Genomic DNA, 20,650 nt, shown 5'->3' with positions numbered 1-20,650 from the left:
GATTATTTATCATTAATTATTGCCATAAGTACTTTATCGTGATATTTTCCCGACTTAAATAGGCTATCTTTCATAACACCTTCTTTTTTAAAGCCAACTTTTTCATATGAACTTATTGCTCGAGAATTATACGAAAAAACAGTTAAATAAATTCTATGAAGATTTAACTCATTAAAGGAAAATCTTGTTAGCATGCTAGTTGCCTCTGTCCCTAAACCTTTTCCCCAATAATCTTGTTCTCCTATATAAATATATAATTCTGCATTTCTATTAATAAAATCTATATTTTTCAATCCGATAATACCTATTAAACGTCCTTCAGTTTGATCTTGAATACCAAATATCTTGCTTGCTTGATCTACTATTCTAGTTTTAAACCAAGTTTCATGTTCAATTTCTGAGACAGGATAAATTGTACCAATTAGATACTTTAATTTCGGATTATTAACCCATTCCAATACTTTCATTGCATCATTTGGGTTAAGTGCTCTTAGTGCAATCCTTTCACCAACAATCATATTAACAACCCCACTTTATTTTTCCCACATTGTTAATTAGTTTTTTAACCTTTTAAACTGCCTTACCGCCTTTATTTATATTTTTCTGCCCAAGAACATTTTTAATAGTTGCAACTAATATTTTAACATCTAAAATAAATGTAAGATTATGTACATAAAATATATCATTTTTAAATTTATCGCTCTGTGACACCGAATTTCTATAATAGGCTTGGTTATAACCAGTAATACCAGGTCTAACTATAAGCTTTTGTTTCTCAACATCTTTATAAAGAGTTAAAGCCTCAGGCAAATCAGGTCTAGGACCAATAATACTCATATCACCTTTGATAATATTCAAAAGTTGTGGTACTTCATCTAAACTTGTCTTACGAATAAACTTTCCTATTTTAGTTAACCTAGGATCATCCTCTGCATTAAAAGTAGAACCATCTTCATTTCTTATATCCGGAGCATTTATTTTCATAGAACGGAATTTGTACATCTTAAATACTTTTCCATCCTTCCCTAAACGTGGAGCATTATAAAAAATAGGCCCTTTGTCTTGAAAGTAAATGATTGGCCCAACAATAACTAGAATAATAAGTAAAAGTGGCAGGGCTAATAAGGCCAGTAATAGGTCAATTACTCTTTTTAAAAAAAGCTTATACATACAACATCCTCCCCACTTCAGGCCTTATTTATTGCTCTTGTTAGACTTCTAATCACATACTCCACATCCTCATCGCTCAGTAAAGTATGGAGCGGCAATGTAATCTCATTTTTATAAACACCAAAAGCATTAGGAAAATTCTTAATATCAAATCCCAAATTTTTATAAGCTGTAAACATAGGTAGTGGCTTATAATGGACATTACTTGTCACGCCCATCTCAGCCATCTTAATAATTATTTCATTTCTCTCAGCTTCTCCAATTCCAGGTATCCGAGCTAAATAAAGGTGCCCTGACGAAGCAAAGTCCTTGCCATAATGCTGTAAGCTTTGAATTCCAAGTGGCAACAAAGCTTTATCATACATTTCAATAATCTCTTGACGTCTGTTCATAAGACTTTCATATCTATTTAGCTGTACCAATCCAATACCGGCCATGATGTCCGTCATATTAAACTTGTAAGCAGGATAGACAATATCATATTCCCATGCGCCTTTTTGAGTTTTAGCTAAAGCATCTTTAGATTGACCATGAAGGCTGTATAACATAAATTGCTTATAAAGCCACTCATCATCCAATCCAAGGCCATTCCCCCAAACTACTGCACCGCCTTCAGCTGTTGTTAGATTCTTTACAGCGTGGAAAGAAAAACAAGTAAAATCTGCAACTTGTCCACATTTCATGCCATTTCTTTCAGCTCCAAAAGCATGAGCAGCATCAGTCATTACAATTACTCTATTAAATAAACTTTGAATCTCATTGTTAGCCTTAAACAGTGCTTTTTTACTCTCTACTACTTTGTATATAGTATCGTAATCACACATCTTCCCTGCTATATCAACAGGAATAATTGCCTTTGTTTTCTCTGTAATCGCATCAGCAAGCTTTTCATAGTCCATCTCAAAAGAATTTGGAGCGGTATCAACTAGTACAATTTTTGCCCCAACATGATCTATAATAGAGGCAGACGCTGTATAAGTATATGCTGAAGTAATAACCTCATCTCCAGGACCTACCCCTAAAATACGAAGAGTTAGTTCCATAGCTGCTGTTGCAGAATTTAAACACACAGCTTTATTTGTACCAACGTACTCAGCTATTTTCTTTTCAAATTCTTTTGTTCTAGGTCCTGTTGTAATCCACCCAGACTTCATTGCTTTTATAACTTCTTCAATTTCCGCATCTGTAATATCTGGTGGAGAAAAAGGGATATTTCTCAATTTAATATCAATCATTTTAGTTTTCCTCACTTTACTTATTCAAGTTTAGATACTTTCCTAAATATCTATACCACATAATAACGCTCCAACAATCATCTGCTCCATCTGGAAAATTTGCTAGATAAAACCCGCTTAAACAATCTTACTTTTTTGAAATTCGTTTTTAACCGCAACTTTATTATTCGCAAACCCTAATAAAATCTCCCTTATACTCTCCTGACTCATCTGCTCAAAATTATCTATAAACTGCTGAATAATATCCAGTTCCATTAAAACAGCTTTTCCTACATGAATTTTCGGGAACACTTGCTCCGGATGCACTTCATTCTCATTTAGTAGCTCTTCATACATCTTCTCACCCGGCCTCAAGCCGCTAAACTCAATCCCGATTTCTTCAACAGGATAACCTGACAGTTGAATCAGATTTTTTGCTAGGTCTACAATCTTAACTGGTTCTCCCATATCTAATACGAAGATCTCACCGCCTTTAGCTAACGTACCCGCTTGGATCACAAGTCTTGACGCTTCTGGGATAGTCATAAAGTAGCGGGTAATCTCCGGGTGTGTAACCGTCACAGGTCCGCCTTTTTGAATTTGACTTTTAAATAGTGGGATTACACTTCCCCTGCTTCCGAGTACGTTTCCAAACCGAACTGCCACGAATCGTGTTTCACTTACCGTAGCCATATGCTGGACAACCATTTCTGCAACACGTTTTGTTGCACCCATTACATTTGTTGGATTTACCGCTTTATCTGTAGAAACCATAACAAACGTATTTACTTTAAACGTATCAGCCGCTTCTGCTACATTTTTCGTACCAATAATATTATTCTTTACAGCTTCCTTTGGGCTGCGCTCCATTAAAGGCACATGCTTATGTGCAGCTGCATGATATACAATAAATGGCTGATGCTTTTTCATTACTTCAAACATTTTATTCCGATCTTGTACGTCAGCAATTTCTGTCGTAATTTCAACTGCATCTTTATAATTTGTACGCAATTCCATTTCAATATGATAAATGCTATTTTCACCATGTCCTAAGAGAACAATTTTTGCTGGTTTATACTTCATAGCTTGACGACAAATTTCAGAACCAATAGATCCTCCTGCACCTGTTACTAAAATGGTTTTTCCTGTAATCTTTTCTCCAATACCTGCATCGTCTAGCTGAACCGGTTCTCTTCCTAACAAGTCTTCTACTTGTACATCACGAAACTCATTTACAGAGACCTTACCATCTAAAAGATCTTCTAGCATCGGCACAATTTGTGTTTTTACTTTTGTTTTTGTACATGTTTCAAAAATCTCATTCACTTGTTTTCTATTTAAAGAAGGAATCGCGATAATAATATGCTCAATTTTGTATCGTTCTACAATTTCTTCAATATTCTTTGTTGAACCTACAACCGGCACATTATAAATTTCTAATCGCTGTTTATTTCTATCATCATCTACGAATGCGACTGGATATAAATCCGCTTCTTTATTTTGTTGTAGCTGCCTTACAACCATTGTTCCCGCTGCACCTGCTCCAACAATAAGTGTTCGTGTTTTATTTGTACTTTTTGTCATATATGTATCACGGAACATACGCCAAACAAAGCGTGAACCACCAATTAACAACAGATGAAACATCCATGCAATTGCCAAAATACGCACATAAATATCTTGATTTATAATTTGCTGAATAATTGCTGTTACTATAATCGAAAAGGTAACCGCTTTAAATATGTTTTTTAATTCTCCAATACTCGCATACTCCCAAGCTTTGCTATATAACTTATAAATGGATGCAAAAATATGATGGCTGCAAAGTAATGTAATCGAACTAATGATTAATGTGATCGGAACATCGCTTAATGCATCCGGATGTATAAACCAATAACTTAAGTACACGGCAGTTAATACAATAAATGAATCTAAGAAAATTAATAATGAAAGCCGTTTGGGATAACTCAATATACATGTTCCTTTCTTTATATTATTTTTAAATAAAAATTTTTCCTCTTCATTTTAAAGAAGCTACAGCTAGATTATTTATTTTCCCTATGTTATACACATATACCGGCAGCACAAAATACTTTTCTTTCTATATATGCACAGTTTCTTTCTGTACTAATCCATTCATATATTTCATCAGTTCATCTCGTAATTCCTCATGCTGAAGTGCCATCTCAATCGTTGTCTTAATAAATCCAAATTTCTCCCCAACATCATAACGTGTTCCTTCGAAGTCATACGCAAACACTCGTTGAATTTCATTTAAACGCTGAATTGCATCTGTTAATTGAATTTCTCCGCCCGCACCTGTTTGCTGATTTTCTAAGAACATGAAGATTTCTGGTGTTAAGATGTAACGGCCCATAATTGCTAAGTTTGATGGCGCTGTTCCTTGTACTGGCTTTTCGACAAATTGACGCACTTGGTAACGGCGGCCATTTTGCTCGGCTGGATCGATAATGCCATAGCGGTGTGTTTCGTTTTCTGGTACTGTTTGCACACCGATTACAGATGCTTTCGTTACTTCATATTCATTCATTAATTGACGTAAGCATGGTGTTTCTGCTTGGACAATGTCATCTCCAAGTAATACGGCAAATGGTTCGTTTCCAATAAACTTGCGCGCACACCATACTGCGTGCCCTAATCCTTTTGGTTCTTTTTGTCTTATGTAGTGAATGTTAATTTTGGAAGATGCTTGTACCTTTTCAAGCATGTCATACTTCCCTTTTTCTAATAAATTTTGTTCTAATTCAAAGGAATGATCGAAATGATCTTCAATCGCACGTTTTCCTTTTCCTGTTACGATAATAATATCTTCAATTCCTGATTCGATTGCTTCTTCTACGATGTACTGAATTGTCGGTTTGTCGACAATTGGTAACATTTCCTTTGGCATCGCTTTCGTTGCTGGTAAAAATCTTGTTCCAAGACCAGCTGCTGGAATAATTGCTTTTTTTACTTGTTTCATTGTAAGTCCCCCTAAATATATTTTATCGTTATGTATATTTATAAATATATTTAAATATTAAAAACCCTAGCTATAGCGTCCTTAAGCACAACTCTATAGCTAGAGCTTTTAAAATAATTTTGGGCATCTAACCCATCCTCACGCCACGCTCCTGACGACACGCGTCTAAGGTAGGTTGAAATGAAATTTCTACCCACAGCAAGGCCGAGTGCCTCCATTGATAACGGTTAGGAGACATTACCATATACATATTAAAAGATACCGAATATTTTCTTACGGCGAATTTGTTCTGGATCTTCTTTATAAACGTTTTTTCTATTTATTAGTAGATATGGATTTTCTTTAAAATTCATAAGTATGCTAGTACCAAATTCTTTTTCAATGACATCATAACCAGCTTGTAAGTGAAATCCGCGTGTTGTTATGTTATGCGCATCAGATGCAATCATATGCGTTAAGTTATGTTCGATGAGTTGCAGTGAGAATTTTTTAATTTTTTTGCCGAAGTTGCCAAGTAGACTTCCTGCTGTTACTTGAGTAAGTGCTCCTTTGCTAACAAAGTTGTATAACTTATCAGGGCGCTCGATTAACTCTGCATTACGCTCTGGGTGAACGATAATTGGGATTACTCCCTTTACTCGTAATTCGTACAGCATTTGTTCTGCATAGCGCGGTACATGATTAGACGAGAATTCAATGAGTATGTATGTGCTTATTTCGTTTAATGTGACAATTTTGTTCGCTTCATAGTCTGTTAGTAAGTCACCGTATAATCGAACTTCTTGACCTGGTAAAATCTTCAAATTTATATCATTTTCTTTCAATAAGCTATTTAATTGTTTTACCTGGTGAAGAATATCTGTACGCTCATTGACATATCTTCCATTTTGATGATGAGGAGTTGCTACAATTGTATGTATTCCTTCTTCTGCTGCTGCTTTAGCCATCGCGATGCTATCCGTTATTGTTTGTGCCCCGTCATCAACACCGGGCAAAATATGACAATGCAGGTCAATCACATTTCCCATCCTTTCTATACATATACGTTTAATAAGAGAGAGCTAGGTGTGCGTATTCCACACACCTCTTCTCTTTAATTTGTGCCGTAATAGTAATATAAGCTTTGCTCACGTTCGCGGTCGTTCAGAACAACACCTAATAATTTACCTTTTGCTGCTTCTAGTAACCTTTTTGCTTTTAATGCTGCTTCTTTTTCCGTGTGCGCGCTGCGTACAACAAGCAGAGATGCGTCACATTGATTTGCCATAATTTGTGCATCTGATACTGGCAAAACCGGTGGTAAGTCAAAGATGACTAAATCATACATGCTGTAAGCTTGTCCGAGAAATTCTTTCATAGCTTTAGAACCAATCAGCTCTGCTGGGTTTGGTGGAATCGGTCCGCACGGAAGAAAATATAGATTTTCAACATTTGTTGTTTGCACACATTTTTCAAATCTTTCACCATGTGCCAAAATATTTGTTAAACCAAAAATATTATCAACTTGAAACATTTGGTGCAGAGCTGGTTTCCGTAAGTCTGTATCGACAAGTAGTACTCTCTTTCCTTGCTGGGCAAATACAACAGCAAGGTTCCCTATTATTGTTGTTTTTCCTTCGCTTTGGTTTGGAGATGTTATCATTAAAGAATGAATATTCGTATCTATCGCCGCAAATTCAATATTTGTACGAATGTTACGAAATTGTTCTGCTACCGAAGACTTCGGCTGGTTATATGCAATTAATTGACGACGTTGACGATAATTGTTATTTTTCTGGAATAAACCTTTAAGAGCCAATGGTATGCCCCCTACTCTCTTCGCTGATGATGCATGTGCTTTGGATCCTTTTTCTCCTTCATCCATCCGCGCTACAACCCCTAATACAGGTAAACCAAGTAATGCTTCGATATCTTCTTCTTTTTTCACTGTGTTGTCTAAGTATTCTAGTAAGAATGCAAGACCGATAGAAGCCATTAATCCAACAACAAATGCAATTTCAATGTTTATTGTCGGACGTGGTTTAATTGGTGACTGATGTTCTGCTATTTCTGCTTTTGAAAGAACAGTTACGTTATCTACATTCATAATCTTCGCAACTTCACCTTTAAACACTTCTGCTGTTGTGTTTGCAATATCACGAGCTAACTTCGGATCTTTATCTTGGACAGTTACCGAGATAACTTGAGAATCCTTCTCATTTGCAACATCAATCTTCTGCGTTAAAGCTTGTGTTGTCATGTCTAAATTTAGTTTTTCTTTCACTTGATCTAAAACAACTGGGCTTTTAATAATTACCTTATATGTATTTGTTAATTGAATATTGGTTTGAATTTCACCAGATTGAAATGTTGCTCCTTCTTGTTTCTTTTGGTTAACAAGAACTTGCGTAGAAGATTGATAGATTGGCGTTATCAAGAAAAAACTTACAACTGCACTAATAATAGTGGCGCCAAATGTAATTGAAAGGATCATTGCTAGGCGTTTTCGTAAAATGTGAAATAACTCTTTTAAACTAATTGTTTCCTCCATAACTTCCTCCAGCTTTCAGTTTTTTACATACAAAATTAATTGCAACATGATAATATAACATTTTAATACAGAAATGTTAATTTTTTATGTCATTTCGATATGGAAATGTTAATTTTTTGTATCATCTTAATATAGATATATTAATTTTTTATATCATTGTAATAAGACCAACGCATATAATCTTACATAAAATTATTAAGTTTTACAACGTTTTCCATAAAATTCCCACAAAATATCTTTCCCATAAAAAACTATTACTCATGAAACATTGAATAGATAGAGAAAGCCTATGATTTTTCTCTCATAGGTTTTCTCTATTAATAGTATCCGTATTAATCTGTTTGTCGCTTTTTGTCATTCAAAACAGCTCCTAGCAATTTACCAGAAGCGTTGTCTTATCGCTGATTTCCAACAAAATAAACTTATGTTTCTTTTTATATAAGAATATCGTTCTTTACAATGAATAATATATATAAATCATATATAAAATACATTTGTTTAACAACATGTCTATGCTATATTTTCAGTCTATTTCGTGTGTTGTTAAGAAAGCGGATTAAGATGTTATGCGAAGCAGATTTTATTACACAAACTATTCTTACTGAAAAATATACATATAGTGAAATTCTTTCATAAAAGAGAACACTCGACAGAGTGTTCTTTTTTAAATTATTCCTTCTTATCTCCAAGCGCAAATGTAATTTCCGCTTCACAAGCAACCTCACCGTTTACTGTTGCGACTGCTTTTCCTTTGCCAATCGGACCACGTACACGCGTCATTTCTACTTCTAAACGAAGCTGATCGCCCGGACGTACTTGTCTTTTGAAACGGCAGTTGTCAATGCCCGCAAAGAAAGCAAGGCGGCCACGGTTTTCTTCTTTCTTTAAAACAGCAATTGCTCCGACTTGTGCAAGTGCCTCAACGATTAATACTCCAGGCATTACCGCGTAGTCAGGGAAATGGCCGTTAAAGTATTCTTCATTTGCCGATACGTTTTTAATACCAACCGCACGTTTTCCTTCTTCTACTTCAAGAACTTGATCAACAAGTAGAAATGGATAACGATGCGGGATAATTTCTTTAATTTGCTCTATGTTCAACATTATATATCGCTCCTTTTTTAGAAATTAGTCTTAGTACTTGGTTATATGTTATTATCCCACTTTATTCATTATTTGTCATTATTAAAAAAACGAAGCAGTCTTTCCTGCTTCGTATCGCTTCAAAAAAATGCATACACTCTTTCTTTCCTACAAACTTTGGTATAACAGAAATAAATACAGTTGACACGGAGGTAGAAAAGAGTGCATGCCCAAGTTAGGGGAAGGCAATATGCCTGGAGGCATATTGCCTCATGTGTCGTATTCGGGTTCATTATAGTATAACCATTTCTAATATGAAAAACGGCAAATTTGCTAAAATATATCAGTAAAGGTTTATTTTTCTCCATTTTCCTTTATATTTCTACATTTTTCGCAAAAACTATATATTTTTAAAAATAAATATAAAAAAGAACATTAGGCAATATACCTAACGTTCTTTCTTACTTATAGTAAAGCGCGGCGTGGTAATTTGTCGATGTTCTCAAGCATGATACCTGTTCCAACTGCTACACAGTGCATTGGATTTTCCGCGATCAATACAGGTACTTTTAATTCTTCTGCAAGAAGCATGTCAATGCCGTGCAGTAGTGCTCCGCCGCCCGTTAAAATAACGCCGCGGTCGATAATATCAGCAGATAATTCAGGTGGTGTACGTTCTAATACACCTTTTGCAGCTTGTACAATAACAGCTGCGTTTTCTTTCAATGCCTCTGTGATTTCTTCAGAACATACTGAAATTGTGCGAGGCAGACCTGTTACCATGTCACGGCCGCGAATTTCAAGTTCTTCACTGCGTGCACCTGGGAATACTGTACCTGCTTTAATTTTAATATCTTCTGCTGTACGTTCCCCGATTAATAGCTTATACTTACGCTTAATATAGTGTAAGATCTCCATATCAAACTTATCGCCCGCCATTTTAATGGAAGAGGAGGTAACGATATCGCCCATAGAAAGTACCGCAATATCCGTTGTACCTCCGCCAATATCTACAACCATATTTCCGCTTGGTTGGAAGATTTCCATACCAGCACCAACAGCAGCTACTTTTGGTTCTTCTTCTAAGTATACTTTCTTACCGCCAGATCTCTCAGCAGCTTCACGAATAGCTTTTTGTTCTACAGATGTGATGTTTGTTGGACAGCAAATTAAAATGCGAGGTTTTGATAAGAAGCCTTTTACGTCTAGTTTGTTGATGAAATGTTTTAACATCGCTTCTGTAATTTCGAAATCAGCAATTACACCATCTTTTAGCGGACGAATCGCTACAATGTTTCCAGGTGTACGCCCTACCATGCGTCTTGCTTCTTCACCTACCGCTAATACTTTTCCCGTATTGCGGTCAATTGCCACAACAGACGGTTCATTTAATACAATCCCTTTACCTTTTACATGAATCAATACGTTGGCCGTGCCAAGGTCAATTCCGATATCTCTCGCAAACATTCCTGTGTTTTCCTCCTCAATATATAAATCAGGCTTAACCCGAATACTTTACACCTAATTTCTAATTTTAGCATATTCTTTGTAGAAACGTAATATTGAAGAAATAGATTCTACCGAATTTTTTTACCTTTCATTAGGAATGTTTGCTGATTGTCAGATTATTGACGCACGATTTTTTCTGTATCCTCTTTTTGGTACTTTTGTTTCGTTGCTTCGCCGCCGCGGAGGTGACGAATTGACTTATGATAATCAAGAATTTCCTTCACTTCATTTGCGAGCTCTGGATTAATTTCTGGTAAGCGTTCTGTTAAATCTTTATGCACAGTACTTTTTGATACACCAAATTCCTTTGCAATCACACGAACTGTTTTTCTTGTCTCCACGATATACTTGCCAATCTTGATTGTTCTCTCTTTGATGTAATCGTGCACACCACTCGCCTCCCTAAATTGGATGTGAGAAGGGTGAAATGAGACTCGCTGCATATGACTAGGATGTACGTTCGAATGCTGTTTGTAAGCGTTATACTTCCTGGGATTTATAATAAATTGATTCACGATTTCTCACCTCAAACACTCTCTTTGCATTGGTTTATACCATTCTATTGCCCGCATTGTATTTATATGCTACAAGTTCTGTATTTTTGCGGACTACAGTGACAAAAATTACATTTTTTTTTGAGAAATCTGTGAAAATGAAAGTTTTCCTTCCTATATATGCCCTAAGGAGCAAAAAAAATGACGCCTTATGAGAGCGTCATTCTTCTCGATCTATATTTTCTTCCCAAAGGCTTTGACGGGGGACTTCCCTTTTGCTTGTAATCAAATAATATAATGAAGATAAAACAAACAATAAAATAAGTGCAATCAACAAAACGAATAGCAATGACATAGTAAAGTAATCCCCTCCTTTTACTAATATATATTCGAGAATTCTGTCCAATTTCCTTGCTGTTACAGGTTTTTTTAAACATATTAATTATTTTTATATAAAAATAAAACCATCAATCCTCGTATAGAGGGCTGATGGTTTTGTATATTACTCTGTTTGTTCAGCAGAAGAGCTATCATCTTGACCTGCTGAGCCATTTGTAGACTTCTCTTCTTTTTTCTTTTCATCAGCTGGGCTGTTTGTTGATTTTTCTTCTTTTTGCTTCTCATCATTTGTGCCACTTGTTGATTTCTCTTCTTTTTTCTTGTCGTCAGCTGGGCTGTTTGTTGATTTTTCTTCTTTTTGCTTCTCATCATTTGTGCCACTTGTTGATTTCTCTTCTTTTTTCTTGTCGTCAGTTGCGCCGTTTGTTGATTTTTCCTCTTTTTGCTTTTCTTGCTTTTCTTGCTTTTCAACTTTAATATCTGCAACAGACTTGTCGAAGTAAAGTTCTGGGTTTACTGCAACGTTATCTTTACGAACTTCGAAATGAACGTGATAACCTGCTTCTTTGTTCATTTCACTTAGTCCTGCTTTCCCTAACATTTCACCTTGATTGATTTTCGCACCTTTTTCTACTTTTGCACTGCCTAAGCTTTGATAAAACGTTGTAACACCATTGCCATTGTCAACTGTTACAACATAGCCAAGAAGTGGATCTTTTTCCGCTTTTGTAACCGTACCGCTTAATGCCGCTGTGACATCAAACTCTTTTCCATTTTTTGCTGTGATATCAATTCCTGTATTCGCAGAGTATGTGTTGTTATAAAAGACAAGTGCTTGTTCTTGCTCCTCGGCTGCTGCTTTATCCTCGTAAAACTTCTTCTTTACAACAACTTCTGCTGCATTTGCAGTTGGCATCTTCACGACTTCTGAAGATTTTGTGACCGGCATTGTAGGAATTTCACTTACGCTTTGCGGCGTTGCTTCATTTTTCTCAGGCGTCTTTTTCGTATTCGCTGCCTGATACCATAATGCAACTGTTAAAATCACCGCTGCACACACAATGTATAGTGTCGGGAATACCCAACGCTTTTGAAATAAATGTACTACTTTTCGAGAAGACCTCTTGTTTTCCCTCTCTCTCATTCTATCATCACCTCAGCAATCATTTTGAACAAGATTCATTCATCCTATACAATCTACAACTAATTACTTTTCGACAAAATTTGTAAAAATATGCATAGGAGTTACAAAATTTCCGAGGAAATGATAAAAAAAGAAAAAAACTGAGCGTTTTGGCTCAGTTTTTTAGTCTAATTGTTTCTTTTTATAGACAAAGAAACAAATCACAATCAGAAATGCAGCCCAAATTGCATTATTGAAAATATGCTCTTGAATCGAAGAGAAACCTTTTCCCTGCATTACTTTCCCCATACCTTCTATAATATGGGTTGTTGGAAGAAAACCTACTGCTTTTTTTACAACTTCATTTTTCACAAACTCTTGCAGCATTGGTCCCAATGTAAACAATAAGAAAATTGGCATCCCTACAATAGATGTCTGTGCCATGTTTTGTGACAATAGCCCAACAATTGTACCTAATATAATACAAAGCAATGTGCCCACGAGGAGAATGACAATTAGCATTCCGATGTTTCCTTGTAAAGTTCCTAAAATCACTAAGCTAGCAAAACTTGCTGCAATGACAAAGAAGATCGTTAGCACACTTTTTCCTAAAATAACTTCTATCGGATTTGCCGGAGATAACATCAAAACACGTAATGTATGTTTTTCTTTTTCTTCAGCAATCATAATCGCTTGCACGAAACTCCCTACCATTGTGAGCGTCATCGCAACCGTAAAGCCAGCAAAAAATTCTTTCTGTGAATCAATATTGCTATAAAAGAAAGCGAGTAGAACTGGCAACAAAGCCATAATCAAAATTTGTGAATTTTTCCCTGCATCATACATTTCCTTCCGAACAATTGCTGAAAATCTCTTCATTGAAAACGTCATTATAATCCCCTCCCAGTTACCTCAATGAAAATATCACCTAACGTTGGCTCATAAGAATGAATCGATAAGAGTTCACCATTTTTCATCCACTCCGAAATTCGTTTTGCCCCGAGTTCATCTTTTTGTACCGTTTCTTTCCGTCTGTCTTTTAGCACAACTTCAATTTTATCTTTTGCATATCGAAGCCTTAAATTTCCCGGTGTGTCCAGCGCCACAATGTCTCCGTTGCATAAGAACGCGATGCGGTCGCAAAGTGTTTCTGCTTCATCCATATTGTGAGTCGTTAAGAAGATTGTCGTTCCTTCTTTATTTAAATCCCTTAAGATATTATGAATATTTTGTACATTAGCTGGATCAAGCGCTGATGTTGGTTCATCTAAGAACAGAATGTCCGGTTTATGCAGAATGGCTCTCGCTAATGTCACGCGCTGCTTCATTCCTTTTGAGAGCTTTTTCACCTGTGTTTTTTTATCGTCTAATAAGTTCACTTGTGTTAACACTTCATCAATTCGTTCTTTTTTACAATCGTATAAGTCACAAAATAATAGCAAATTATCATAAATACTAAGTCTTTCATATAAACCGCTGTTATCTGTTAAAATACCAATTCGTTTATAATCAATGCTGCCTGGTCCTGTAATATCCTGACCTAGTACTCTCACCTTTCCTACACTATGAAGCAACTGCGCAGTTAAAATTTTCACAGTTGTTGTTTTCCCCGATCCGCTCGGTCCGAGAAACCCGAAGATTTCTCCTTCCTTCACTTCAATATTTACATTGCGAAGCGCTGTTTTACTATCGAAGGTTTTCATTACATCTTTCATTTCAATTGCCAACGTCATTTCGTCATCCCCTTTGCTCTGCGTCAGGAGCCCTATGTCCTCCATTCTAAGCGAGCTGCTTCCGCTTTTCGTTTTCTTATTGACTTCATCATATGAAAAATAAAAGGAGTACGCAGTAAAATACCGGTAAAAGGAGTATTTTTACCGGTGAATGGAGCATAGTTTCAGTCCGCCGGAACAGCATACGGATGATTGGAACAAATATAGGGTTGAACGACACATAACATTTACAATCCGATTACACCCTTCAATTCATCCATTCTTCCTTTTGAGAGCGGAATAGAGGTTTTTCGTTCATCATCAAGGATTAAACTGTAACTGTTTCGTGTCCACGTAATAACTTCGCGTACACGTTGTAAGTTCACGAGGTAAGAGCGGTGACAACGGAAGAATCCGAATCCTTTTAAGCGTTCTTCTAATTCACTTAATGTAAGCACGCAAATAAAATCACCATCACGCACATGAATATGCGTTGTGCCATTTTGCGTTTCAATAAATTGAATTTCCATCGGGTCCAGTAAAATGATTTTATCGTTTACCTTAGCGGGGATGCGCTCTAGTTTCATTTGCGGAATCATTTCGATAACCTTTTCCTCTTCTGCTTCTATCCTTCCTTCTTGCTCAATTTCAACTTTTTTCACACCATCTTGGTGCAGCACGTACACATCTTCCGTTAAAGATAAGGCATCTGAAAGAAATGCAGAAGTTATAAAAATGGCTTTCCCTTGCTCTCTTACCTTTGTAATAACATTACGAATAATAATTGTACTTTCAATATCTACGTTTTGTTCCGGCTCTTCCAAAATAACAAGCTCCGGATTATGCAGAATACTCCTGCCAATATGAAGACGACGTTTTTCAGAAAAGGTTAACTCCCTTATCTTTACTTCTTTCTTATCCAAAAGGCCAATAAGCTGAACAACTTCATCTACTGATAATCCATTACCATATAACCCTCGCAAGAAAATAAAGTAATCTTTTACCGTTAATCGTTCGTACGCTTCATCTGCTAAAAAACAAAAACCAATCCGCGAAAAAGAATGTTTCCCAAGCGGCTGCCCATCAAATAACACAGTCCCAGTCGATGCCTCTTCCACTCCCATGATAATCCGGTGCAATGTTTTGCCGATATGATTATTGCATTGCAATACAACACACTGCCCTTTTTCAATTTCTAACTGAATAGATGGCAACACATTTGTCTTTGCCAATTGATTCAGCTCTAATAACGCCATCCTCTCACCCCTATGTTGGTTTTTTATTCCATTATACCAAATGTTATATAGGAATTTATTTCATAATTATGTAATCTATTCCTACGATAAAAATAGGCTATCCCATATAGGGATAGCCCTCTCTAATCTTTCTACTTCACCATGTAACTCTTCAACTGATCACGAAGCGCTCGCTTCAAAAATTTCCCGACGGATGTTTTGGGGATTTCTTCCACAAATAAAATATCATCTGGCATCCACCATTTTGGAAATTGATTTTCTAATAGCTCGTATAGCTCTTCTTGGCTGACCACTTCTCCTTCTTTTAAAACGACACAGGCAATCGGACGCTCTTGCCATTTTTCATGCGGAACAGCAACGACAGATGCCTCTAATACTTTTTCATGTGTCATTAAAGCGTTTTCTAAATCAACAGAAGAAATCCATTCACCGCCGCTTTTAATTAAATCTTTTGTGCGATCGGCAATTTTAACAAAACCTTCTGGGTCTACTGTTACGATATCGCCTGTGTGCAACCAGCCATCTTTCATCGATTCTTCAGTGCGTTCATCATTATAATAACTGCCGGCAATCCATGGTCCGCGGAGGCAAAGTTCTCCCATTTCTTCACCGTTCCATTTTACTTCACCATCTTGACCGATGACTTTCATTTCAAGACCTGGGAGTAAACAACCTTGGCGGGAGCGTAACTCATAATACTCTTCTTTCGGTAAATCACGTTGATACGACTTCGGACGATTTATCAAAACTGCTGGACTCGTTTCTGTCATTCCGTAGATTTGTCTGAAAGAAATATTATATTTTTCTTCATATGTGCGAATCATACCTGTTGGCGCTGCCGATCCGCCTGACCATATGCTACGAATACTACTAATATCATATGGATATTTTTCAATCTCTTGTAATAAGCCAATCCAAATTGTCGGCACGCCAGCAGTAATCGTTACTTTCTCTCGTTCAATTAACTGCGCTAAAATTTTCGGAGTAAAGTGCGGGCCTGGTAAGACAAGCTTTGTACCGAACCATGTGCTTGCAAACGGAAGTCCCCACGCGTTCACATGGAACATTGGAACGACCGGCATACATGTATCTTCTTCTGATATACTGCCGCCGTCCACAAGTCCAAGCGTGTAACTGTGAAGTGCAATACTACGATGCGTATACACGACACCTTTTGGTTTTCCTGTCGTTGCAGAAGTATAGCACATGCCCGCAGGTGCTTTCTCATCTAGATCTGTTACAAACGGAAATGTTTCATCGCCTTCTTCGAGAAGTTTATCATAGTGATACGCTGGTGATAGTGTTGTATGAGGTAGTGTGTCGTCATCTGTCATAATGATAAATGCTTTTACATGAGGAATTTCGTGTTGAATACTTTCTAATACCGGAACCATATCTTCATCCACAAGAATAATTTTGTCTTCGGCATGGTTAATAATGTAGGAAATGTGGTCTTCTGAAAGTCGTAAGTTAATCGTATGTAATACAGCTCCGATTCCTGGAATCGCAAAATATGCTTCTAAATGGCGGTGATGATTCCAAGCGATTGTTCCCACTTTATCTCCCGTCTCAACCCCCATTTTACTTAATACACTCGCAAGTCGTCTTGTCCGCTTCGCAATCTCTCCGTATGTTAATGTTTGAATACGCGATGCAGTACGCGAAACAACTTCCTTTTTTGAAAAGTACTTCTCTGCCCGTTCCATCATGGATGGAATGAGAAGTGGTACATCCATCATCATCTTACATTCCCCCTGTTATCATTGTATATCTAAAGGTACAACTGTATTATAACATGACATCACCTGGCAAAAACTAGCAACATTTCTTTCCTTTTCTACAAAAGCTGACACAGAACTTATACATCAGGGGCCGCTGTTTATCGGCGCTTCGACACAATCAGACACCCTCGACTCACCCATATAAAAAAGCATAGCGCCAATGCGCTATGCTTTCACTTCTCCGCCGTCAATTTTCCCTCATACTGATTCAGTGCTGAAATTGCCACGCCTTTATAATAATGTGCGACAATATCTGTATACGCCTTACCTTCCCTCGCCATTCCATTAGCGCCGTATTGGCTCATCCCAACGCCGTGACCAAAGCCTTTCGTTGTCACAACAATTTGATCGCCTTGCTGCTTCCACGTAAAATCAGACGAACGTAAACCTAACTTGTCCCGTACGTCTTTTCCCGTTAATGTTTTCCCTCGAAATTCAACTTCCTTCACGCGCTTTCCTTCTGTTCGTTCTTTAATGTTGCCAACATTACCGTTTGCTAACACTTTCACGCCAAGACGCTTTTGAAAATCAGCAACAGTAAAGGTTTGTTCGCTCGTAAATTTCGGTGACTGCTGATCCCACGGACTATTTACACTTTTTAAGTACGGATAGTCGCTGCCCCAATAATCTGCGGCATTTTCTGTATAGCCATTACTTGTCGAGAAAAATGATGCTGTAATTGGACTTCCCTCGTACGTTAAAACTTGCCCGGCTGTTTTCGATACCGCTTCTTCAATACGATTCATTCTGCCTTCATACTCTTTTCCCCACTGTCTTTTTAGCTCTTCTTTACTTTTGTACACTTGATTTTCCACTGTATCTGTTACGTCTGCTTTATTCTGAAGCTTTTGCCCACTTAACATGCGCTTCACAACGAATGTACGCGCTGTTAATGCCTGTGCTTTTAATGCTTCCATTTCAAAATTTGCTGGCATCTCTGCAGCGACAACCCCAGCAACATAATCTTCAATTGAAACAGTTTCAATCTTCTTTTGTTCGCTGCGATACACAGATACTTGCACATTGGTTTTCGTAGGAGAAGGAGCTGGCGCATTTTGCGCTGCTGGAGGAGCAGAAGGCGTATGATGCTTTTCCTCTTTCGCTTTTGTAAACGGAAAAACAAGCATGCTTGGTACGATAATCACTAACGCTACTAATAGCGTTACGATGACCATAATTGGCTTCGTAGTTTTCATTGCTTTCCTCCACTATGAAATTAGACTCATTTCATTCTTATGGAGTAAGACAAGCATTTAGAACAAGTTCTTTTCTTCTTTCTAACATGACACAAGATTAAATTTTTAGAATATTTTTAATGAAACAGGCATAAAGATTATGTTTCCTGACTATAACAATAATAGTACATAAAAAAATAGCCTCCATGCCAAAGCATAGAAGCTATCTCTATTAAGCGTGAAGATCAGATACTTGTTGTTCTGCTACTTCTTCCACTCTTTCAGTTACACGTTCAATATCTGCACCTAATGCAGCTAACTTGCCGTGGAAGTTTACATATCCGCGGTCAAGATGTTTTAATTCCGTTACGCGCGTATGACCTTCAGATACTAAACCAGCTAAGATTAATGCTGCTGCAGCACGTAAATCTGTTGCCCCTACTTCAGCGCCTTGCAGGTTACCTGGTCCGTTCATAATTACAGAACGGCCTTCGATTTTAATATCTGCATTCATACGGCGGAATTCTTCCACATGCATGAAACGGTTCTCGAATACTGTTTCTGTAATCATGCTTGTGCCGTTTGCTTTTAATAATAATGCCATCATTTGTGACTGCATATCTGTCGGGAATCCTGGGTGTGGCATCGTTTTAATATCAGCCGCTTTTAACTCCTCTGGGCCAATAACGCGTACACCTTCGTTTTCCTCAATAATTGTAACGCCCATTTCTTCCATTTTCGCTGTAATAGAGCGCAAGTGTTCTGGTACAGCATTTTCAATTAACACGTTTCCGCCTGTAATTGCTGCTGCAACCATAAATGTTCCTGCTTCAACACGGTCTGGAATAATTGAATGGTTTGCACCATATAATTTATCGACACCTTCAATACGAATTGTGCCAGTTCCAGCACCGCGTACTTTTGCGCCCATTGCGTTTAAGAAGTTCGCTAAGTCTACGATTTCTGGCTCTTTTGCTGCGTTTTCAAGCACTGTTGTCCCCTCTGCTAATACAGCAGCAGACATAATGTTTTCTGTTGCCCCTACGCTCGGGAAATCTAAGTAAATTTTTGCACCTGTTAGTTTACCGTCTACATGCGCTTCAACAAATCCGTTACCAACTTTTACTTTTGCTCCCATAGCTTCAAAGCCTTTTAAATGTTGGTCAATTGGACGTGAACCGATTGCACAACCACCAGGAAGCGCAATGCGTGCACGACCATTACGTGCTAAAAGCGGTCCCATTACAAGAACGGACGCGCGCATTTTACGTACATATTCAAATGGTGCCTCGATGTTTAGTTCTTTTGATGCATCAATTGTTACCTCATTGTTTGCAAAAGATACCTCTGCATTCAAATGACGTAATACTTCATTAATTGTGTATACATCTGATAGTTCTGGTACTTCAGATAGTACATTCTTTCCATCACTCGCTAATAGGGCTGCAGCGATTATAGGTAATACAGCGTTTTTTGCGCCCTCTACGCGCACTGTGCCGTTCAACCGCTTTCCGCCACGGACGATGATCTTTTCCAAGTTATTCCCCTCCGTGTCCTTTTTTCACATATATTCAATACTCAGAAGTTATGATCGGTGTGCCAACCACAATTGAATTCTTGTTGTTTGTAGAACGTATTGCTATTTGCACATTGATTTTCTCTTTATTTGTTGAAAGAGCGTCATTCCATTTTTTATTATATGCGGAGACTGACACAAATGCTCTTTCTTCTACTCTTTCAATCGCTTTTGCTGAAAGATCTTTCAAAACTTCATTGGTTTTATCTTGCAAAACACCTTCAATCTTATCACTGAGCGTACCTTGAACACAAGTATAAATTTTTGGTTTTGTACTAAAAATTTTATTCATTTTATCCGTATATTTAGGATTCCATTTTGCTCCGCTCACTTCATATATAATGAAAGTGTTTTCTTTATTATTTTCCATTGTCCACGTAACTACTAGCCTTTCTTCATAAGAAGAAAAACTTTTTTGTGCTGTTGCTTTATAACCGTCCCTAGACTTCTCAATTTCCCATTCTTCTACATTTGCACGTTGCTTAATTTGACCAAGTAACTTTTCAAACGTATGTATATTTGAAATTGTCTTTGTTTCCCGCGCTAACCAAGACCAATGCTGAACATCTGCACCATGTTTCTCTAAAGCAGCAATCATACTTTCCATTTTTTCCTGATCGCTCACAGGTTTCATTTCTCTATATCCGACTAAAAATATAACAGCACTGACAACAATCAATAGCATGGCTTGCATCTTTTTCACGT

At 37.2% G+C, this 20,650-nt stretch carries 19 protein-coding genes and 1 pseudogene; all 20 read right to left on the bottom strand.

Features of this window, described 5'->3' with window-relative positions:
• Positions 1-2: 2 nt before the first annotated feature.
• On the bottom strand, positions 3-518 hold the full coding sequence (locus tag ACEWFJ_RS02400) for a GNAT family N-acetyltransferase (protein ID WP_473690190.1): 516 nt from the start codon (positions 516-518) through the stop codon (positions 3-5).
• A gap of 52 nt (positions 519-570) precedes the next feature.
• On the bottom strand, positions 571-1,170 hold the full coding sequence (locus ACEWFJ_RS02395; RefSeq protein ID WP_473690189.1) for a sugar transferase: 600 nt from the start codon (positions 1,168-1,170) through the stop codon (positions 571-573).
• Between the two features lie 17 nt (positions 1,171-1,187).
• Positions 1,188-2,405, bottom strand: a complete 1,218-nt coding sequence (locus ACEWFJ_RS02390; protein WP_473690188.1) for a DegT/DnrJ/EryC1/StrS family aminotransferase — start codon at positions 2,403-2,405, stop codon at positions 1,188-1,190.
• A 117-nt stretch (positions 2,406-2,522) separates the two neighbouring features.
• Entirely contained in the window at positions 2,523-4,355 is a 1,833-nt protein-coding gene (locus ACEWFJ_RS02385) for a polysaccharide biosynthesis protein (protein WP_473690187.1), read from the bottom strand.
• Between the two features lie 130 nt (positions 4,356-4,485).
• Entirely contained in the window at positions 4,486-5,367 is an 882-nt protein-coding gene (galU, locus tag ACEWFJ_RS02380) for a UTP--glucose-1-phosphate uridylyltransferase GalU (protein WP_473690186.1), read from the bottom strand.
• 251 nt (positions 5,368-5,618) lie between these two features.
• On the bottom strand, positions 5,619-6,386 hold the full coding sequence (locus tag ACEWFJ_RS02375) for a tyrosine-protein phosphatase (RefSeq protein ID WP_473690185.1): 768 nt from the start codon (positions 6,384-6,386) through the stop codon (positions 5,619-5,621).
• A gap of 74 nt (positions 6,387-6,460) precedes the next feature.
• Positions 6,461-7,165, bottom strand: coding sequence for a CpsD/CapB family tyrosine-protein kinase (locus tag ACEWFJ_RS02370; protein WP_473690184.1), 705 nt, complete (start codon positions 7,163-7,165; stop codon positions 6,461-6,463).
• Positions 7,155-7,897 (bottom strand): annotated as a pseudogene (locus tag ACEWFJ_RS02365) (YveK family protein). The gene ACEWFJ_RS02370 and the pseudogene ACEWFJ_RS02365 overlap by 11 nt, the downstream one beginning before the upstream one ends.
• A gap of 669 nt (positions 7,898-8,566) precedes the next feature.
• Positions 8,567-9,001 (bottom strand): 3-hydroxyacyl-ACP dehydratase FabZ, encoded by a 435-nt coding sequence (gene fabZ / locus ACEWFJ_RS02360; RefSeq protein ID WP_035430592.1) that lies wholly within the window; start codon positions 8,999-9,001, stop codon positions 8,567-8,569.
• 444 nt (positions 9,002-9,445) lie between these two features.
• Positions 9,446-10,447, bottom strand: coding sequence for a rod shape-determining protein (mreB, locus tag ACEWFJ_RS02355; protein ID WP_098310417.1), 1,002 nt, complete (start codon positions 10,445-10,447; stop codon positions 9,446-9,448).
• Positions 10,448-10,605: 158 nt separating this feature from the next.
• The gene (gene spoIIID, locus ACEWFJ_RS02350; RefSeq protein WP_020061467.1) at positions 10,606-10,878 is read right to left on the bottom strand and encodes a sporulation transcriptional regulator SpoIIID; all 273 of its coding nucleotides are present in this window, start codon (positions 10,876-10,878) and stop codon (positions 10,606-10,608) included.
• Positions 10,879-11,203: 325 nt separating this feature from the next.
• Entirely contained in the window at positions 11,204-11,338 is a 135-nt protein-coding gene (locus ACEWFJ_RS02345) for an ABC transporter ATP-binding protein (RefSeq protein ID WP_429720498.1), read from the bottom strand.
• Between the two features lie 147 nt (positions 11,339-11,485).
• Positions 11,486-12,466: a peptidoglycan DD-metalloendopeptidase family protein gene (locus ACEWFJ_RS02340; RefSeq protein ID WP_473690183.1), complete on the bottom strand. Its 981-nt coding sequence runs from the start codon at positions 12,464-12,466 to the stop codon at positions 11,486-11,488.
• A 162-nt stretch (positions 12,467-12,628) separates the two neighbouring features.
• On the bottom strand, positions 12,629-13,336 hold the full coding sequence (locus ACEWFJ_RS02335) for an ABC transporter permease (RefSeq protein WP_473690182.1): 708 nt from the start codon (positions 13,334-13,336) through the stop codon (positions 12,629-12,631).
• On the bottom strand, positions 13,336-14,178 hold the full coding sequence (locus tag ACEWFJ_RS02330; protein ID WP_473690181.1) for an ABC transporter ATP-binding protein: 843 nt from the start codon (positions 14,176-14,178) through the stop codon (positions 13,336-13,338). The genes ACEWFJ_RS02335 and ACEWFJ_RS02330 overlap by 1 nt, the downstream gene beginning before the upstream one ends.
• Before the next feature lie 227 nt (positions 14,179-14,405).
• Positions 14,406-15,413, bottom strand: a complete 1,008-nt coding sequence (locus ACEWFJ_RS02325; RefSeq protein WP_429720501.1) for a LytTR family transcriptional regulator DNA-binding domain-containing protein — start codon at positions 15,411-15,413, stop codon at positions 14,406-14,408.
• A gap of 131 nt (positions 15,414-15,544) precedes the next feature.
• Complete coding sequence (locus ACEWFJ_RS02320) at positions 15,545-17,155, bottom strand: long-chain fatty acid--CoA ligase (protein ID WP_473690180.1); 1,611 nt, start codon at positions 17,153-17,155, stop codon at positions 15,545-15,547.
• 212 nt (positions 17,156-17,367) lie between these two features.
• Positions 17,368-18,390 (bottom strand): stage II sporulation protein D, encoded by a 1,023-nt coding sequence (gene spoIID / locus ACEWFJ_RS02315; protein WP_473690179.1) that lies wholly within the window; start codon positions 18,388-18,390, stop codon positions 17,368-17,370.
• A 211-nt stretch (positions 18,391-18,601) separates the two neighbouring features.
• Positions 18,602-19,906 (bottom strand): UDP-N-acetylglucosamine 1-carboxyvinyltransferase, encoded by a 1,305-nt coding sequence (gene murA, locus ACEWFJ_RS02310; RefSeq protein ID WP_429707191.1) that lies wholly within the window; start codon positions 19,904-19,906, stop codon positions 18,602-18,604.
• A 34-nt stretch (positions 19,907-19,940) separates the two neighbouring features.
• Positions 19,941-20,639: a YwmB family TATA-box binding protein gene (locus ACEWFJ_RS02305; protein WP_429707259.1), complete on the bottom strand. Its 699-nt coding sequence runs from the start codon at positions 20,637-20,639 to the stop codon at positions 19,941-19,943.
• Positions 20,640-20,650 lie beyond the last annotated feature (11 nt).

This window comes from Bacillus sp. EA-CB0995 (genome assembly GCF_055814245.1).
The sequence above is the reverse complement of the archived record's forward strand: the minus strand, read 5'-3'. Positions and strand labels throughout refer to the sequence as shown.

Bases quoted from the DNA above. Each gene is read 5' to 3' on its own strand.
- ACEWFJ_RS02390 (WP_473690188.1), bottom strand. From the start codon at position 2,405: ATGATTGATATTAAATTGAGAAATATCCCTTTTTCTCCACCAGATATT.
- ACEWFJ_RS02305 (WP_429707259.1), bottom strand. From the start codon at position 20,639: ATGCAAGCCATGCTATTGATTGTTGTCAGTGCTGTTATATTTTTAGTC.
- ACEWFJ_RS02320 (WP_473690180.1), bottom strand. From the start codon at position 17,155: ATGATGATGGATGTACCACTTCTCATTCCATCCATGATGGAACGGGCA.
- fabZ (WP_035430592.1), bottom strand. From the start codon at position 9,001: ATGTTGAACATAGAGCAAATTAAAGAAATTATCCCGCATCGTTATCCA.
- spoIID (WP_473690179.1), bottom strand. From the start codon at position 18,390: ATGAAAACTACGAAGCCAATTATGGTCATCGTAACGCTATTAGTAGCG.
- ACEWFJ_RS02345 (WP_429720498.1), bottom strand. From the start codon at position 11,338: ATGTCATTGCTATTCGTTTTGTTGATTGCACTTATTTTATTGTTTGTT.
- ACEWFJ_RS02325 (WP_429720501.1), bottom strand. From the start codon at position 15,413: ATGGCGTTATTAGAGCTGAATCAATTGGCAAAGACAAATGTGTTGCCA.
- ACEWFJ_RS02400 (WP_473690190.1), bottom strand. From the start codon at position 518: ATGATTGTTGGTGAAAGGATTGCACTAAGAGCACTTAACCCAAATGAT.
- ACEWFJ_RS02395 (WP_473690189.1), bottom strand. From the start codon at position 1,170: ATGTATAAGCTTTTTTTAAAAAGAGTAATTGACCTATTACTGGCCTTA.
- galU (WP_473690186.1), bottom strand. From the start codon at position 5,367: ATGAAACAAGTAAAAAAAGCAATTATTCCAGCAGCTGGTCTTGGAACA.
- ACEWFJ_RS02335 (WP_473690182.1), bottom strand. From the start codon at position 13,336: ATGACGTTTTCAATGAAGAGATTTTCAGCAATTGTTCGGAAGGAAATG.
- ACEWFJ_RS02330 (WP_473690181.1), bottom strand. From the start codon at position 14,178: ATGACGTTGGCAATTGAAATGAAAGATGTAATGAAAACCTTCGATAGT.
- mreB (WP_098310417.1), bottom strand. From the start codon at position 10,447: ATGTTTGCGAGAGATATCGGAATTGACCTTGGCACGGCCAACGTATTG.
- ACEWFJ_RS02340 (WP_473690183.1), bottom strand. From the start codon at position 12,466: ATGAGAGAGAGGGAAAACAAGAGGTCTTCTCGAAAAGTAGTACATTTA.